The organism is Thermoproteota archaeon (assembly GCA_003352285.1).
GTDB lineage: Archaea > Thermoproteota > Nitrososphaeria > Nitrososphaerales > Nitrosopumilaceae > PXYB01.
In genome coordinates this window covers 26350-42813 of record QQVN01000002.1, presented here as the reverse complement: position 1 = coordinate 42813, position 16464 = coordinate 26350, and the positions used below count along the sequence as shown (strand labels likewise).

The following is a 16464-nucleotide window of genomic DNA, read 5'->3' as shown; positions in this document are numbered from 1 at the left end:
GTACAATAATCGAATAATTCTCATAACAAAAAATCATATTAACATTTTTAATGTTTGATGGTAACATCCTAAACATGTTATCTGTGAAACTTCTTTTAATCTCATTACTTTGTATTCCATTGATCTCAAATGCGTATGCACATACAGTTGACTCTGTTGGGGATTATCGACTAGAGATAGGTTGGATTAACGAACCAGCTGTGTCAGGCGAAACTAATGGAATTGAACTCTACATTAGTAAGTTAGATCCAACAAAAGAATTTGATGAACAAGAATTTGATAAGAATAAAGGTATACCAGACCTGCGTAAAGACTTTAGAATGGAACTTGTATACAAGGAAGAAAAAATTAACCTCAATGTTTTAGAGGATCATAACATTCCAGGAAAATATTTCGGACTAGTAAATCCTACAATTGATGGATATTATCAAATCAACATTATTGGAAAAATTGATGACACCATAGTGAGTAAATCAATGCATCCGCCTAAAGTAGAAAACCGCGAGCAGATAGATTTTCCAGTTAGACAAAATGAAAAAATTCTTTCCCAACATGAAACAATACAATCTGAGCTGGAGACAATAAAATCCCGACTAAACTCAATTGAAGAAAATAACTCTAGTCAGAACTTCGATCTTGGAGCTGTGGGAATTGTAACTGGGATTATAGGTATAGTGATCGCCTCAGTCGCAGTCATCAAAAAAAGGTAAACACTCCATCATTTGGAACCATTTCCAAATTTGGAAGGAGAAGGTTATATGAAATTCACACCTAATTTATCTATTGAAGACTAAAACCATTGATCGTAAGGAACTAGATGAGTTAGTTGACCCATTAACTGTGATAAATAATGGGTTTGAACTGCTAAAGCATAGATTTGAAAATACTATGGATGCATATGCATTAGCAGAGTTTAGTAGAATAGAAAGATCATTGGCCAAACTTACCAGCGAAATTGAAAAATTAAGAGATGAAACCATCGCTGAAGAATCAAACTAACACAATTCCCCTTTCTATCAAAAATTGAATGGCACTAGCAAATTCTTTGTCACTGATCAATCCTTCTGACCACCAACCCGCATTGTTTTTCACCCAATCTGGAATTCCATGGTCTCCACCTAGTTGATTTTGGGTTGGTGGAACTCCAATGATTCCTTCTTTAATCATGAATTCAATGCCAGAGAGAAAATCAGAGTCCTGTATCGTTCCTTCTGACCACCAACCCGCATTGTTTTTCACCCAATCTGGAATTGAAATCTCATCAACTTGTATTCTATCTACCACCACTGGAATTCCAACATTTCCAAGTTTGTTTCCACCAAGGTTCAAAAACTGTACGGTTACTGGCCCTGAAACTCCTTCTGGAATATCTACTATTGCCTCATTTCTTTTTTCTTTTGAATCAGTACTGATTCCACTTGTTGAAAATACAACATTCTCTTTATGGATTAACATCAAGTCATAACTTACTGCCACCGGACGGTTTTTTAGAAATACATCTGTAATATCAAAAATAAATTTTATTTCTGAGCCTGATTTGATCTCTTTTGGTTCCGAATCAAGGGTTATCCTATATTGTCCATTTCCCGTAACCGTACTAAGAGGAGCATCTTTTGTTGGAACCAACTTAAAATGCATATATTCTGAATTTTCCTTTTTAGCTTGGAAGATTTCTAACAAATCATTTTTTGTTAATACTATGTGCACTATTCTCTGAATCTCAGAAAAACCATCAATTGTTACAACACGTTCTGCAACCTTTACGTCATTAACAAATGCATCATATTCAGCTACCAGCAAATCACCAAAAGTCTTTGAGAAAGTTATCTCCTCGTGAACTACAGACGTCTGGTTAATGTTGTCTGTATTCCATTGAAATGGCATTGAAAATGTAATTGCCTTTGTAGCTGGGTCATATTGAAAATCCTCAATTTCATCATAATAGGTAATTACACTAATCTCTTTAGTGCCAAAGTTTGGGTCATTAACTTTGTAAAAAGTTCTATCTGGAACAGAAATGCCGACTTTGTATTCTATAGGGGGGTTTAGTACATTTGAGAAACTTTCAGCCGTAGTAATTTTAACATCAAAACTGTACAGTCCACCGGTCTTGAAAACCGCCCCTTTCAGTACTATTACGTCCTTTTCTGCTCCAATCAAGGTATCAAAAAAACTTCCCTGCTTTTCTTTTTCAATTACTATCTCTTGAGAGTCTGTCTCAACAAGATCCATGATGAAAATGCCATTTTTACTCTCAAATGTATCCTCAAAGAGGAATGTGTTTCCTTTCTGTGCCTTGATATGATATGTTACGTCTCTAATCGTAATTGTATTTGAGGTATCAAACAAAGAAAAAGAAAATTCTTTGTTTGGATTTTCTGGATTAAGTTCGTTTGAAGAACTAACCTCAAATGCGACTTGCTTGTTGCCTAATGGAACTGGAGGGAGAGTTTCAGAACCAATTCCATGTTGATATGAATTTGGAATTAATGAAAAAAACAATATTCCAATAACTAGTACAAATTTAATTTTTGAATCCATATATAATCAGCTTCTATTTTTTTACTTTTCTTTTCTTTTTAGTTCTTTGCGATCTTCTTATCGCAAGTGAGATAATTGTTCCTACAGGAATCCCAATTATCGTTCCAAGACTAACATAAGGAGCAATAAAAAAATCACCAATCCAAAAACCTCCGTCTGAAGTTAGCTCAAAAAATGTTCTCGGTCGCATAACTATAGAAACTGTTTTTGAATCTGATTTTTCTCCACCTGCGTCATCTTTATACTGGACGATTACTTGAAAAGGAATTTTGTATTCGGTGTTTATCTCATCACTTGGAGTTAAAATTCTTGAAGTAATACTAATTGGATTATCTTTTTGTATGCTAGAAAAGGTGTGCATGGTTTCACCTCTAAACTCTACATCATTAGGAGGAAGTATCTGCAGGGTTACATCTAAAATGTCTGAATCTTCAGATATAATTTCTACAGTAAATGGAAACTCTGCGTTTGCAAATATTGATTCTGGTGTTATTGTGTGAATGTTTATCTTTGGTTGCTCCTTTACAACTAACTCCATTGCAATGCTTTTTTGTAATGGATTCTGTGGTGTTTCATTATTTGCTAATAACACATGGGAATAATCTACATTTAGAAAATGCATTCCATCTCTTGCATTATCATTTACCGAAAATTCTAATGTAGAACCATACGATCCACCGGCCTCAATCTTTTCGATAAATATCTGATTTGATGAAACTGGAGTAATCGATGCATCTGGTTTGAAAACAAACAGAACATCTCTCTTATCTTCCCAACCATTATTCTCCACCAGAATAGACACTGAAAAATCTCGACCGATAATTACTGAATTAGGAGATGTTATCTGAATATCCATTCCGCCTTCTAGTGAGTGCTTTATTGTATCGGCAAATGCAGGTGTCACAATACAAGCAATTGCCAGAATAAGCAGAATTCTTAGCGACATTCTTCCTGTACCATGATTGAATAGGCATGTATGGCTTTTGTGTCTTCGTGAATTTTGAGATTCTAGCCATGAATAGGGTAAAACCCAAAAAAATTCATGGTTTTTAAATAGCTCTTTGTTAAAGATTCCTACCTCGTGATACAATGGTAAAAAAAGTAAACCCAAAAGAAATGTGCCCAAGATGTGGACAGGGCAAGCTCGTCACTGATAATGAATCAGGCGAGATGTTTTGCTCCAAGTGTGGTTTTGTAATAACAGAAAAACTACAAGAATCAGGTCCTGAATGGAGATCCTTTACACAGGATGAACATGGAGACAGAGCAAGAGCAGGAGCTCCCACATCATTAACAATGCATGATATGGGGCTTGCAACAATTATCAACCCAGTAAACAAAGATGCTTCTGGAAGACCATTAACTGCATCAATGAAGAGTACCATCGAAAGACTTCGAACATGGGACAGTAGAAGCCAGGTACATGAACCAGTTGATAGAAACTTTAGACAGGCATTTTCAGAACTTAACAGACTCAAAGACAAGCTAGCAATTTCTGATGCTGTAATTGAAAAAGCAGCTTATATCTACCGAAAGGCATTGGAGAAGGGACTTGTAAGAGGAAGATCAATTTCTGCATTAATGGCCTCTGCATTGTATGCAGCTTGCCGTGATACAGAAACTCCCAGAAACCTCAAAGACGTAGAACAGGCAGCAAACATCAAAAGAAAAGATATCGCAAGATGTTATCGCCTGCTTGTAAAAGAACTAGACCTAAAAATGCCAGTTACTGATTCAATTCAATGTGTTGCAAGAATTGCAAGCCGTATTGGAATTGGTGAAAAAACAAAGCGTTATGCAATCAAGGTTCTCAAACAGGCACAAGAGAATGAAGTTTCTGCAGGAAAAGATCCAATGGGACTAGCAGCAGCTGCACTTTATCTTTCATGTGTAAAAAATGGTGAAGATAAAACTCAGAGGGATATTGCCGAAGCTGCAAATGTAACTGAAGTTACTATTCGAAATAGATACAAAGGCCTCAAAGACTCTTTAGATGTCTAGGAAAAAAGCAGCGAAACTTTTTCAAATATTTTTAAGAATGCTCCATTGAATACCATATCCATTATCCTTTCACCAAATTTATCATACATTAAATCAAATGCATCTCCTAGAACTGTGTTTTCAACTGTGGTAAGAATTCCATCGACTGTATTCTCTGCTAATTCTTCAGATGGTACACCCGAATCTAGATTGTGAAGAATTGATGGCATGGTATCCTTGAGGATATCAGGCGTGATATCGCTCATTACACTTGATGCTTGCTCACTAGTGGGATTCCTTATAGCATCTTGAATTAACGGATCCATCGACCAGTAGACAAAATTCTAAACTATATTGAGTAGGGCATTATTGATTCAAACCTGGGACCACTTCGGTAAAACAATTGATGATCGATTCCGTGTTGGAATTTAATTAATTACCACTTAGATACCAATCAAAGTAGGGCCTAAACTGCTTGCAGTATGTGATTTTTTCATTATCATCATTAATGTCAGCAAGCTTTGCAATTTTACCTGTCAAGTATTCTCTAGTAATATCTGTCCTAAACTCGTTACTCATTGCATTCAAAAATTTTACAATCTCTTCTGGAGACAACGAGTCAAATTTCTCTAATGCATATTTGATTTGAGTTCTTAACTCTGACATGTTCTACTTCACGCTATACATCAAAATAATCGTTTAGCAACTTGTAACCAACTGATACAGAGATGGATCTAATAATCACCGACATTCATGCAGATTTTTCAGCACTTGAGTCTATACTCAAAGTTGCAAATGATAAATCCTTTAAGAAAAAATTTGGAGAGTTTTCAAGAATTCTAAATCTTGGAGATGTCTTGGAGAGAGGAACCCATCCAAAGGAGGTGCTAGAAAAATTCTCAGAGCTCTCAAAATCATATCCATTTGAATCTGTAAATGGAAATCACGATGAAGGATTTTTGTATCGGAGAAAGGTAAGCGGTAGCTCATTTGAGAGTTTACATGCACACAAGATACTCACTGAAGATGATCTATCGTTCTTTAAGAAAAACAAAGATGGTTCTATTGGGCGTCAGGAATTCATTGATGAAAAAAACAAGATCATCTGCGTGCATGGTGGTCCTTTGGATCCTACTATGATTACTCCAGAAAATGCAGGTGATGAAAGTTGGCTATATGAGAAATGCTGGCAGAGACTATCAGAGGAGGATTTTGAATTCTTCAGCTATGCTGGATACCACTACACAGCAACATCTGCATTTAATCATGCAAAGAAAAGACTGGATAATTTTGTAATCTTTTGCGGCCATGAACATATGGAGGCTGTACTGGAGGAAAGAAACGGTACGGTAAAGAATCAGCTACGAAATCTAAGATACGAGTCCCTAAAAATTGGCAAACATTCACTTGAGCAAATATCTATACCAATCAAGCAAGACAGCAACTACATCATCAGGCTTGGATTGGGAGGACCTGAGGGATACTATGGAACTGGTATGGCAAAGCCGCACTTTGGTATATACTCCAAGGAATCTGGAAACGTCTCTCTTTTTACAATCAACACAAGTTAAAGCCTACAACTTTAGATAGACCCATATTGAGTGCAACAGACACCCTACGAAAAGACCATCAACACATCCGTCGACTGGAAAAGATTGTAGACAAGTGTCAGGTGGAACTTTACGCAGGAAGGGATATTCCTTTTTCTGATATAGAAAAGATCACGATAATAATTTCAGAATTTTTGGATTCAATTCATTATTCAAGAGAGGAGGATTCGTATTTTGCATGTGTTGCAAGTTATGGAAATCTAAAAGAGGAGATAAGAAAATTCATGATAGAACATGAGTTTGGGAGAAGAATTGCAAGCAGCATTGCAAAACACCTGACCCAATGGAAGAATGGTGAAGATGCTAGGGAACCAGTTGCAAGGTTTCTTCGAACATATGCAATTTATCTCCGTGATCATCTCGAAAAGGAAGACAAATTCTTTGATCAAGCATCTACTGAGGTCCTATCAAAGGAGGAGGAGCAGGAGATGTTTGAACAATTCCGTTCCGTCATGGCAATTAGCAAAAAAATAGACGATATGATAAAAGAGATCGACTATCTGGAAAAAACCACTTGGTTCCTTTCGTAAGGTCTTTAAAGCGTTTTTTGTGCCTGTAAAATACATGACTTTTGTTCTATGGATGACCGGACTTCCTTGTTCCGGAAAGACTACGATAGTTAAAAAACTCCAGCAAGACATTCCAAACCTTGCAATGCTTGATGGTGATGAACTGCGAGAGTGGTTATCTCCAAAAGACTTCTCAAAAGCTGGTCGAGATGAGCACAACAAAAAGGTGGCACATTTGGCAAAATTGCTTCTAAAACACAAGGTTCCAGTTGCAGTTTCACTTGTCAGTCCATATATTGAAAATAGAGAAAATGCTCGCAAAGTTGTAGATGCAGGAGATAAATTCTCTGAGGTTTATGTAAAATGCTCACTTGCAAAATGTGAAGAACGAGATGTCAAGGGAATGTACAAAAAAGCAAGAGCCGGTGAAATCAAGGGATTTACAGGAATTGATGATCCTTATGAGGCACCCCCAAATGCAGACCTAGTTATTGATGCAGAACATGAAACGTTAGAAGAATCTGCAAACAGAATCAAAGAATATCTAAAATCAAAGAATTTGCTCTAATTTTTAATTAGTTAATTTTAGAAAAAAGAAAAGGTTAGGAGAAGAAATCAACTGGATTCACACAAACCTCACCTGATTCAATTGTAAGTTCAAAGGATGCAAAAACTCCACTAAAGTTTCCAACATCGTCAGGAGAAACTTGGTTTACTACCACATTGTTTCTTGTCACTGAAGTGTGTCCTGGTTCGTCAAATGAAGCAGATGCTACTGCTAATCCACTTCCACAAGAAGTAGTTGTTGTCAAATCTACAACATGTGCATGCCAACCAGGCTGTTCGGCACTATCAACAATTGGTTCATGATATGTTACTGCTAAAACCCCACTGAAATCATCTGTTAATGCTGCATAACCAAAGAATCCTTCATTGGTGATGGGATCAATTCCGTCATTGATATTTCCTGCAACTTTAATGTGCATATTCACATGATTTTTTTTCTCAACTAGTTTGGCTTTTGTGATGTCTAAATAATCTGATTCAGCAGATGCTGTTTGCGTTGCTATCATTGAAACAGCAAATATTGCTGCAAAGGATAGGCCTAAGATTGTTTTTGAATTCATTACCAAATTAAAACTGGTACACCTATAAAATTCCTATGAAAATAGTATTCTCATAGATATTAGAACTCGGAAAATCTGTAAAATGTATGTAATCTGATTACAAACACTTAGTATTATCTTAGATTTTCCTAAGCAAAAACTAAGGTAAATCTAAGATGGGAATCGCAATAAAACCAACAAAAATCAAACAAAGTGTCTATCTCTTGGTTCCAAAAAATATTGCAGAACTGATTGATATCGATAAATCAAAATCATTAACCCTCAAAATTAAGAGAAACGGATCTAAATCTGTCCTAGAATACTACATCCAATAATCTATTTTTTAAACGCGTCTAAAATTTTTTGATGAATTCTACCATTAGTTACCAACAATCCATTTTGGTGTCCAACGTCCTCGTTGTTGTAAATCATTTCATTTCCAAGCATATCTGTCATCTTGCCACCTGCCTCATGAATGATACAACATGAAGCACATGAATCCCACTCTTTCATCTTGTTTGTAGTGGTGATGTATGCATCAGCTTCTCCAGCACTAATCATTCCAACTTTCAGCGAACTGCCTATTCCAGAAAACTTTCTTATTCCTAATTTTTCCAAAAAACTCTTCTCCTCATCTGACAAATGATGACGGCTACCAACAGCTACTGCTTCTCCTAAATCAGACACACTACTAACTGAAATCTTACTCCAAGTATCATCATCAAACTTGAATGCACCTGCTCCTTTTTGTGCAACAAACATGGTATTTTGAGTTGGCCAGTATATCACACCCAAGACCGGCTTCCCATCTTCCACAAGTGCAATCATAACTGTAAACTCTCCAGTCTTATTTACAAAGTCAAGTGTCCCATCTAGCGGATCTACTACCCAAAGCTTTCTTTCCTGCAATCTTGACATGTCATCATCATCCTCTTCTGATAAAATGAAATGCCCAGTTTTAGAAAGAATTTTTTTGATGATCTCATTACTCTTCAAATCGGCCTCAGTTATTGGAGAATCATCATCTTTTGTTTCAGCTGAAAAATCAGTACTGTAAACTTTGAGAATTGCTTGACCTGCTTTTTGGGCTGCATCAATTGCCATAACAAGTTCTGGAAGTAGTAATTTTACAGGTGGTTCTAAAATAGACATCTCAAGTTGTTAGTTCAGGCTTTAGGGTCCAAACAATTCCTAGTATGATAAATGGAATTGACATAATTCCAATAATTCCTAAAATTGTATTAAATGAGGATTGAGAAACTTCGGGATTGTTGATTATCCATGGTAATGGCAATGAAATAACAAACCATATCACCCCAAGCAAAATTATCAGCTTTGCCTTCTTTTTTCTCTCTATGGTCAATATTTCAAGCTCCTTTGGGATCTATTAATAGGATTACTTTGCAGACTCGCCACCATCTACTGCTAAAACGGCTCCCGTAGTCCAAGCTGAATCATCTGATGCAAAATACAAGATTGCTTTTGCCACCTCTTCAGGAGTCCCTATTCTTCCAATTGGATGATCCTTATTCATAAATTCCCTATCAGCTTCTGTTCTCATAAACGGGGCAGTCATATCAGTATCTACCACTCCTGGACAAATGCAATTTACTCGAATTTTATTGGGAGCATATTGCAGAGCCCATGTCTTTGTAAGTAAGATTAAAGCAGCTTTTGATGCAGAGTATGCATCTGCATTAAAATCCTGATATGCCTTTAGACCAGCATCTGATGAAATATTGATAATACTTCCACCGTTTTTTAGCATATGTGGAATTACCTCTTTTGTATAACGAAACGGTCCTGAAAGATTTACATCAATTACATTATTCCAATCTGACTCTTCAATCTCATGCAATTTTTTTATTCTTGGAAAAATTCCAGCATTGTTAACTAGGATATCGATTTTTCCAAATTTCTCAATCCCCTTTTTGACAACATTTGAAACTTCTATAGTCTTTGTAACATCGGCAGAGACGGCAAAACATCCACCTAGTTTCTTTGCTGCATCATCAAGTGTCTTAGAATTTTTTGATGTGATGATTACATCAGCCCCTGAATCTAAAAACAACTTTGCTGTTGCAAAACCAATACCCCTGCTTCCTCCAGTGATTAAAGCAACTTTTCCTTGAAGATTCATTCTCATCATTCAGCTTGACTCTGATATAGTCATACGGAATCCCAAAAAACCAAGAGTATTTTTAAATTTAGCCGTGAAGAATTTTAATAAAAGTAGTTCTAATGTGTAATTATCATCACAAAATCTTAAATACAAAGAAAACGTATAAGAAATAATGCCGATGGATATAATTTCTATCGACTAACATCGCGTGGTCCCGCAGGACTGAAACGCGGACCCAAGAACACGAATGTGTCAACTTGGCCTAGAGAGGAAATCTCTCAACGTCCTGCAGAAGGGGGATCACGCCACCTTAGATTTTGTCATCTACTATCTGTATTGAAACTGGTCCCATAGTGTTTCCATTAGGATTGATGATTATCTCTAATTCCTGTTCCTCTAAAATCTGAAACTCTTTTTCTCCAAGATAATCCCAAGTATAGTATAGGGCAGCGCCTGATTCATGAGGAGTTCCCTGTAAATCAAAATCTTCTGAAAATGAAAAATTCTCTCCAGTTAACTTTATGGATAAAATCTGAGGACTGTCTCCATTTGGAACAAAACGAAATTTGTATTCTCCCGGAAATATCTCAAAAGAACTAGTATAGACTCCTTCTTGATACATATTTGGTTCAGCTAGAGTCACTGAGAATAGATTCTTGGATTCTGGAGCATCCATTGTAAATACTCCAAAAGCAACAACTATCCCAATAATTATTGCAATGTATCCACCAACAATTAATTTCATAATCTATAGCTTTAATGCTTCTTTGAGACCCTTGTACCTGTTTCGAATGGTTACTTCTGTTACCCCAGCAGCTTGCGCAATGTCTTTTTGCGTCTTGTTTTCACCCATCATCACACATGCCAAATAGAGAGCAGCTGCTGCCAATCCCATGGGATCTTTTCCTGCAGAAACCTCAATTCGAGTTGCCTCTTTCAAAAACTCCAAAGCCTTTCTTTTGGTCTTCTCATTAAGATCTGCAATTGATGCAATTCTAGAAACTCCTTTAATGGGATCTACCACTGGCATCTTCAAATCTAATTCTCTTAGTAACAGTCGATAACATCTTGCGACATCTTTGCGTTTAATGTTAATCCCATTTGCAACATCTGACAAAGTCCTAGGAGTTTCAGTATTTCTGCAAGCAGCATAAAGGGATGCAGCCACCAAACCCGGAATAGATCTACCTCTGACTAGACCTTTATCCAATGCCTTTCGATAGATGTATGCAGTTTTCTCAATTACTGCATCAGACAAGGCTAGCTTGTCCTTTAATCTATCAAGTTCTGAAAATGCCTGCCTAAAGTTTCTATCAACTGGCTCATGTACCTGACTTCTACTGTCCCATGTTCGAAGTCTTTCGATGGTACTCTTCATTGATGCAGTTAGGGGCTTTCCCGAAGCATCCTTGTTGATTGGATTAATGACAGTTGCAAGTCCCATATCATGCATTGCCAACGATGTAGGGGTTCCTGCCCTTGCACGATCACCTCCATCATCTTTTGAAAAAGAACGCCATTCAGGACCTTCCTGTTCTGAGCGTTCAGATGCTACAAAACCACATTTGGAACAAAACATCTCGCCTGATTCATTATCAGTCAACATTGTGCCCTTTCCACATCGATGACATTTTTCACTTGATGCGGATTGAGTCATAAAATCGATTGAGAGTGACTATGATTAAAGATAAAAAGATTTTACTTGCCTAAAATTAACGAATTTCGCCATTTTTTGGAGAAGATAGAAATTTTCTTCCATTCTGACTGTTCAAATCCATCAGAAACAATATTTAAATACATTTTTCTCGGTGGCTAAGAAAATGACAAAATGTCCACTATGCGGAGAATTACTAAATAACGAATCTACCATAACTGAACATATCAAAAAGATCCATCCTCAAAGCGAATCACACACAATCAAAATTTAGTTAGCTAAACTTTGCTGATTGTTAAGCATAATTTACTTCTTTGATTAAGAACAAATTTTTACAGCACCCTCCGTTGACAAATTTCCAATCACAATGGTCAAAACCACAAACTCCCGGAATCACCGAAAGAATAGGTGAGACCATAAAGCCAAAGGGACCACTAAAACCAAGAGTCCAAATGGCTATTCAAAAATTACAAAAACAAATTTCAAAACTTGATGGAATGCTTACAAAACTAGGCGAAAGAGATGCAAAACTCTTCCAAAGAATTGTCCAAGCTACACAAGCACATGATACTCATACTAGCAAAGTTTTATCAAATGAATTAGCAGAAATTCGCAAAGTTTCCAAAGTCTTAGGAAATGCACGAATTGCTCTAGAACAGATAGAACTCCGACTCTCAACTGCAAATGACTTGGGTGACACCATAGTCACAATCATGCCAACAATCGGATTGATGAAAGGAATGAAGTCCTCATTGGCAAAGTTCATGCCAGGAGCAGATGCTGAGATTTCAAAGATGGCAGAAATGCTTGGAGGAATGATGACAGACTCATTCTCTGGCGACTCTGCATTCGGAATTGATACAGGCTCAAATGAAGAGACTGAAAAGATTCTCCAAGAAGCAGCAGCAGTTGCAGAAACATCTGTTGATTCCAGATTCCCAACTACTCCAGTAGAATCAGATAGTGTACAATCTGGAACACAATCACGTTTTATGTAAAAATTTTTCAAAATCTACAGACTATCAGAATTTGGTCTATTTTCTTTAAATCGCTTGATGATAGAGCCCTCATCATCTACAACTTTGTCTATTCCTGAAAGTTTGTTTCTTAGCTCATTTATCATATTGCCAACCTCATCTGCCTCTGTTTCAACTTGCTGCCTCTTCCTAGTTAGATTTTGTAATCCTGATCTTTCCTCATCAATATACTGACTAACTTTGACTAGCTTTTCCTTCAAATTCTTAATATCAACAGATTCATCCTCGACCTCTTTTTCAAGAGCAGTTCTCTTATCTTTGAGATTCTTTATCATCAAACCCACATAATCGATTGCCTCATCAAGTCTGGCTCTCTTGTCTTTTAATGCACCAATACCGAGATCAGAATTTACAGATTCTTTTGGTGTTTCACGTGTTTCAGACTCTTTTTCAGACTCGCTTTCAGATTGATAATCTTGAGGTTTTTCCTCAACCATTTCTCCTCCGGCATCATCGTCTTTTTTCTTAAATTTATCAAACATACTTGCCCACTATTGTGATTCTCATTATTTGGCATTATTAAAGATACAAAGTCATAATCACTTTGCAAAAATAAAAAAGATGGATGGTTAGTCCACTACAAACGATTTTCTAAATTCATCCAAATGAATTTGATTGTCTGATCTGACTTGAATTTCCCCTAACTGAAAGAGTCTAATCGTTTCTCCAGAATCTGTATCTTGAAGACCAGCATTGACAAATGCAATAGCAAATGTGTTTTCTTCTCCTGCCAAAGCAACTTTTCCTGAAAAAATCACCTTATAGGTGAGTTCCTCATTTGAAGCAGTTCCATGAAGGATTACATTCTGCCCTCTAATCTTTCCTGAAAGTTCAAGATCTAGATGTCTGCCTCCTAGTTCTACTGCCCCTTGTGAAGTCATTCTCCAGGCATTTTCTCCAACCTTGATTGCTTTTCCATTAAAAAGCACAATTCCAGCATTGTAGGCTTTGGCATTAACAAATGCCCATCCTAGGGTCTCACCTTCAAACGATAATGCTTTTCGTATCTGTTCATCTGTATAGTCTTCAGGGACCTCAAAGTATCTAACTTGAAGATTTCCGTCTATTACTCGCTCAGTTAGAATAGTTCTAACCTTTTCCTTCTGAACAATTGCAGACTTGGGAATTTCTTTTATTGAATCCATGCCTGAATCATCAGTATTTTCTGCCTGAACTTGAGAAATAGTCAGCGGAGATGCTGCAAGCATAAAGACAATCATCAACCCAGTTCGGAAATTTTGGTTTGATTTTACCATGAGCCTAATATGCTGAATTTGATAGATTAGGGACAGCGAGAAATGATCCTGTTCCTTATATAGAAAAAATCAACAGACTGATTTTCTAAAATTTCTGCAAAAAAATAAGAAAAAATCAATGTATCAATTTTTGTGCCTAAATCCAGTACTTTTATAAAAATCTGACATTGAATTAATTTCCGCGCACCAAAAATGCTGATTTTTAGGGAATTTCAGGATGTGAAACACGTGTTCCGCTTTGCGTTCCGCTATAAAGTTTCAAAATGTACCTGATAAACACTGCACTCGTATACTAGTCCATGTCAAAACAACAATACAGGTCCGAAATGGGCATCATGGGTGATATCTTAGATGTCACTATGGAAGGAGGACGCACTGGGGTTATTGTTTCAGCTATCTCCCGTCGAGCCAACCTATCACACTATGCTGTATTAGACAAGTGCGAAAAACTTGTCTCAGCAGGATTAGTAGAGTCTGTCAAAAACGATAGAAACAGAGTCTACATGATTACAGAGAAGGGACTTCAATTCTTTCAAGAATTTAGAAGATTCCAGAATCTCGTGGAGTCAATGAATCTAAGGTATTAAGCCATGATGAAGCAAAAACTAGAACCTATTCACAGGCAAGAGCCTACCCTAGAAGATGGAATGCTTTTTGTAAGGACTGAGGGTATCCTCCAAACGATGGTTAGAGCGCCAATTATCCTGGCTGGATTGATTATCGTGGCAGTTATGATGCCTCTTCAGTACTCATTCTCTTCTACTAGAGCCCTTGATGTTACAGTTTATCCTGACGGTTCAACCCATGTGATGTCAGTAATTGAGGTAGATCCCTTAGAGCCAGACTTTACTGTAAAACTATATGGAAATACTATTGATAATTTTGTAGCCCAAAGCGAGGATGGGGATTTCTTACTAAGCAGTGTTAATGAAAATACGGCCACTGTGGAGACTTTTGGAATTTCAACAATTTTAGTTAATTATGATATTCATGATCTTGTATCTAAAGAAGGACGAATCTGGACTTTCTCAATTGAGGCACCTTCTAATTTTGGAATTCTAATGCCAAAGAACTCAGTAATAGTAGGAATGAGCGGAATTCCAATAAGTCTTGAAACAATTGATGAACAATCAAAAATTACACTTCCTTCTGGACAAAACCAGATTGACTATATCTTTAGTTCTCCAGTAACTAACCCACCAGTTACTCCACCCCAATCTCAAAGCTCATCCTTTGATAGTACTCTAGTAATAATCGGTGCAGGAATTGCAGCTGCAGGTATTGGTGGTGCAGTTGCTATTCAAAAGACAAAGAAGAGAGCACCAAAGGTTGAAAAAACCACTGCAACAACTAGTGTATCTGACAAGCCACTTGACGCTGAAACAATTTTCCAATTAAGACCCAATCTAAGAGAAGACGATAAAGAAATTGTCACATTCCTCTTTGAGAATGGAGGACAGGCACTTGAAAGTGAGTTACGTAAAAAATTCCTACAGCCAAGAACTACTATGTGGCGTGCAGTTAAAAGATTGGAACGATATGGTGTTATTGATATAGAGAAGAAGGATTTACAAAACCTAGTTAAACTCAAGTCAAAATTGGAGGAAGAACAATGAATAAACTAACACCTTATGCCCTATTGGTCCTTGTTGCAAGCATCACTTTTGCAGGTGTATCTCCAAATGCAGAAGCTCAGGATGATCCCCGCGCTCTACTAAAATTAGTAATCCAGGCAGAAAACCAAATTAAACGACAGATCTCCTCAATGGATACAGTATCTGATGATATTCAAAAATTACTTCGTCAAGGTTCTATTGAAGCAGATGCACTGGAAGAATCAATCAAAAAACAGGATGTGGATTCAGCTAGAAAACACTTCCAAGAAGCAATGAGAATCTTCAAACAAATTAGCCACATGCTATCTGACAGACCTTCTGTTGCCCAAACAGATTCTACTGTTGACTCTATAAAAGCTCGAGAACTAAAAGGAAATCTAGAAAGAATCATTCAATATGTTAACAGTCTCAAAAATATCGCCAATAGAGAAAAGGTCGACATTAACTTTTCAGAAATTAACAGTCTGATTGATTCTGCAAAATCCCAGATAATTGATGGTAATTATGATCAAGCATATGATACTCTTGAGAAGCTAAAATCCTTAAGCTCTGATGCAAATCAATCCATGCGTGATTATGCATCACAAAAGGCATCTGATAGAGCAAGAGATTACGCCAATGATTATCTAGAAAAATTAGACAGACTCATAGAACAAGCAAAGAATCTTGGTCAACCCGATCAAGTAATCAAAGAATTAGAGGATGCAAGAGAAGACCTCTCAAATGCTTCATCAACCACTGAAATTGTAGAGAAAATTCGCAAAATAATCTCCATAAAAAAGCAATTTGAATTAACAAAATCTGATAGAATAGAATCCAGAGTATCTCAAATAGAAAAAATCCTTGATAGGTTGTCAGGAATCGATGGTATTGATACTGATTCAATTAATTCAGCAAAAAAAATGGTTGATGAAATAAAGGCAATGTTGACTGATGGAGAATTTGAGTCAGCACAAGAACTTTTACGTGTTCTGACAGATAATGTAAAAGAATTACAAAAATCATCTTAACACAAACTTCATATAATTTTCAT

22 protein-coding genes are annotated in these 16464 nt (G+C 36.7%); 10 read left to right on the top strand and 12 right to left on the bottom strand.

All coding sequences use genetic code 11. The features are described 5' to 3' along the window. Window positions 1-74 precede the first annotated feature (74 nt). Both DWQ18_00285 and DWQ18_00280 read left to right on the top strand, forming a co-directional pair. A complete protein-coding gene (locus DWQ18_00285; GenBank protein ID RDJ34657.1) occupies window positions 75-710 on the top strand; it encodes a hypothetical protein in 636 nt (211 codons plus the stop codon). A gap of 73 nt (window positions 711-783) precedes the next feature. Next, on the top strand, window positions 784-999 hold the full coding sequence (locus DWQ18_00280; GenBank protein ID RDJ34423.1) for a hypothetical protein: 216 nt from the start codon (window positions 784-786) through the stop codon (window positions 997-999). Here DWQ18_00280 and DWQ18_00275 read toward each other — a convergent pair. Beyond that, window positions 991-2541 (bottom strand): peptidase, encoded by a 1551-nt coding sequence (locus DWQ18_00275; protein RDJ34422.1) that lies wholly within the window; start codon window positions 2539-2541, stop codon window positions 991-993. The genes DWQ18_00280 and DWQ18_00275 overlap by 9 nt on opposite strands. 13 nt (window positions 2542-2554) lie before the next feature. Beyond that, window positions 2555-3487, bottom strand: a complete 933-nt coding sequence (locus DWQ18_00270) for a hypothetical protein (GenBank protein ID RDJ34656.1) — start codon at window positions 3485-3487, stop codon at window positions 2555-2557. A gap of 143 nt (window positions 3488-3630) precedes the next feature. On the opposite strand from DWQ18_00270, the gene tfb (DWQ18_00265) reads away from it, so the two are divergent. After that, on the top strand, window positions 3631-4542 hold the full coding sequence (gene tfb, locus DWQ18_00265; GenBank protein RDJ34421.1) for a transcription initiation factor IIB: 912 nt from the start codon (window positions 3631-3633) through the stop codon (window positions 4540-4542). On the opposite strand, the gene DWQ18_00260 is transcribed toward tfb (DWQ18_00265), so the two are convergent. Further along, entirely contained in the window at window positions 4539-4847 is a 309-nt protein-coding gene (locus DWQ18_00260; GenBank protein ID RDJ34420.1) for a hypothetical protein, read from the bottom strand. The two genes, tfb (DWQ18_00265) and DWQ18_00260, sit on opposite strands and share 4 nt — an antisense overlap. Window positions 4848-4953: 106 nt before the next feature. Beyond that, window positions 4954-5187: a hypothetical protein gene (locus DWQ18_00255; protein RDJ34419.1), complete on the bottom strand. Its 234-nt coding sequence runs from the start codon at window positions 5185-5187 to the stop codon at window positions 4954-4956. A 62-nt stretch (window positions 5188-5249) separates the two neighbouring features. On the opposite strand from DWQ18_00255, the gene DWQ18_00250 reads away from it, so the two are divergent. From DWQ18_00250 to cysC, 3 genes are read left to right on the top strand one after another with little or no spacing between them, the layout of a single operon-like run. Beyond that, entirely contained in the window at window positions 5250-6092 is an 843-nt protein-coding gene (locus DWQ18_00250) for a hypothetical protein (GenBank protein RDJ34418.1), read from the top strand. Window positions 6093-6118: 26 nt separating this feature from the next. Beyond that, window positions 6119-6661: a hypothetical protein gene (locus DWQ18_00245; protein ID RDJ34417.1), complete on the top strand. Its 543-nt coding sequence runs from the start codon at window positions 6119-6121 to the stop codon at window positions 6659-6661. A 34-nt stretch (window positions 6662-6695) separates the two neighbouring features. Beyond that, a complete protein-coding gene (gene cysC / locus DWQ18_00240; protein RDJ34416.1) occupies window positions 6696-7208 on the top strand; it encodes an adenylyl-sulfate kinase in 513 nt (170 codons plus the stop codon). Window positions 7209-7242: 34 nt separating this feature from the next. Here cysC and DWQ18_00235 read toward each other — a convergent pair whose 3' ends face one another. The 6 genes from DWQ18_00235 to tfb (DWQ18_00210) form a co-directional block, all read right to left on the bottom strand. Then, a complete protein-coding gene (locus tag DWQ18_00235; protein ID RDJ34415.1) occupies window positions 7243-7767 on the bottom strand; it encodes a hypothetical protein in 525 nt (174 codons plus the stop codon). A 315-nt stretch (window positions 7768-8082) separates the two neighbouring features. Then, a complete protein-coding gene (locus DWQ18_00230; protein RDJ34414.1) occupies window positions 8083-8898 on the bottom strand; it encodes a 3'(2'),5'-bisphosphate nucleotidase CysQ in 816 nt (271 codons plus the stop codon). Between the two features lies 1 nt (window position 8899). Beyond that, entirely contained in the window at window positions 8900-9103 is a 204-nt protein-coding gene (locus tag DWQ18_00225) for a hypothetical protein (GenBank protein ID RDJ34655.1), read from the bottom strand. 39 nt (window positions 9104-9142) lie between these two features. Further along, window positions 9143-9886: an SDR family NAD(P)-dependent oxidoreductase gene (locus tag DWQ18_00220; protein ID RDJ34654.1), complete on the bottom strand. Its 744-nt coding sequence runs from the start codon at window positions 9884-9886 to the stop codon at window positions 9143-9145. Between the two features lie 292 nt (window positions 9887-10178). Beyond that, a complete protein-coding gene (locus DWQ18_00215; protein ID RDJ34413.1) occupies window positions 10179-10613 on the bottom strand; it encodes a hypothetical protein in 435 nt (144 codons plus the stop codon). Between the two features lie 3 nt (window positions 10614-10616). Further along, window positions 10617-11525, bottom strand: coding sequence for a transcription initiation factor IIB (gene tfb, locus DWQ18_00210; protein RDJ34412.1), 909 nt, complete (start codon window positions 11523-11525; stop codon window positions 10617-10619). A gap of 344 nt (window positions 11526-11869) precedes the next feature. Here tfb (DWQ18_00210) and DWQ18_00205 point away from each other — a divergent pair, with 344 nt between their 5' ends. Beyond that, the gene (locus DWQ18_00205; protein RDJ34411.1) at window positions 11870-12520 is read left to right on the top strand and encodes a hypothetical protein; all 651 of its coding nucleotides are present in this window, start codon (window positions 11870-11872) and stop codon (window positions 12518-12520) included. A 14-nt stretch (window positions 12521-12534) separates the two neighbouring features. Here the strand turns inward: DWQ18_00205 and DWQ18_00200 are convergent, their stop codons facing one another. Both DWQ18_00200 and DWQ18_00195 read right to left on the bottom strand, forming a co-directional pair. Further along, window positions 12535-13041, bottom strand: a complete 507-nt coding sequence (locus DWQ18_00200; protein RDJ34410.1) for a transcriptional regulator — start codon at window positions 13039-13041, stop codon at window positions 12535-12537. Window positions 13042-13128: 87 nt separating this feature from the next. Beyond that, window positions 13129-13779 (bottom strand): hypothetical protein, encoded by a 651-nt coding sequence (locus tag DWQ18_00195; GenBank protein ID RDJ34409.1) that lies wholly within the window; start codon window positions 13777-13779, stop codon window positions 13129-13131. Window positions 13780-14141: 362 nt separating this feature from the next. Between DWQ18_00195 and DWQ18_00190 the strand changes: the two genes are divergently transcribed. Genes DWQ18_00190 through DWQ18_00180 form a run of 3 tightly spaced genes read left to right on the top strand, consistent with a single transcriptional unit; the run spans window position 14142 to window position 16441 of the window. Next, complete coding sequence (locus tag DWQ18_00190; protein ID RDJ34653.1) at window positions 14142-14402, top strand: transcriptional regulator; 261 nt, start codon at window positions 14142-14144, stop codon at window positions 14400-14402. A 6-nt stretch (window positions 14403-14408) separates the two neighbouring features. Further along, window positions 14409-15431, top strand: a complete 1023-nt coding sequence (locus DWQ18_00185; protein ID RDJ34652.1) for a MarR family transcriptional regulator — start codon at window positions 14409-14411, stop codon at window positions 15429-15431. Continuing rightward, entirely contained in the window at window positions 15428-16441 is a 1014-nt protein-coding gene (locus DWQ18_00180) for a hypothetical protein (protein RDJ34408.1), read from the top strand. Before DWQ18_00185 ends, DWQ18_00180 begins: the two co-directional genes overlap by 4 nt. The last annotated feature ends 23 nt before the right edge of the window (window positions 16442-16464 follow it).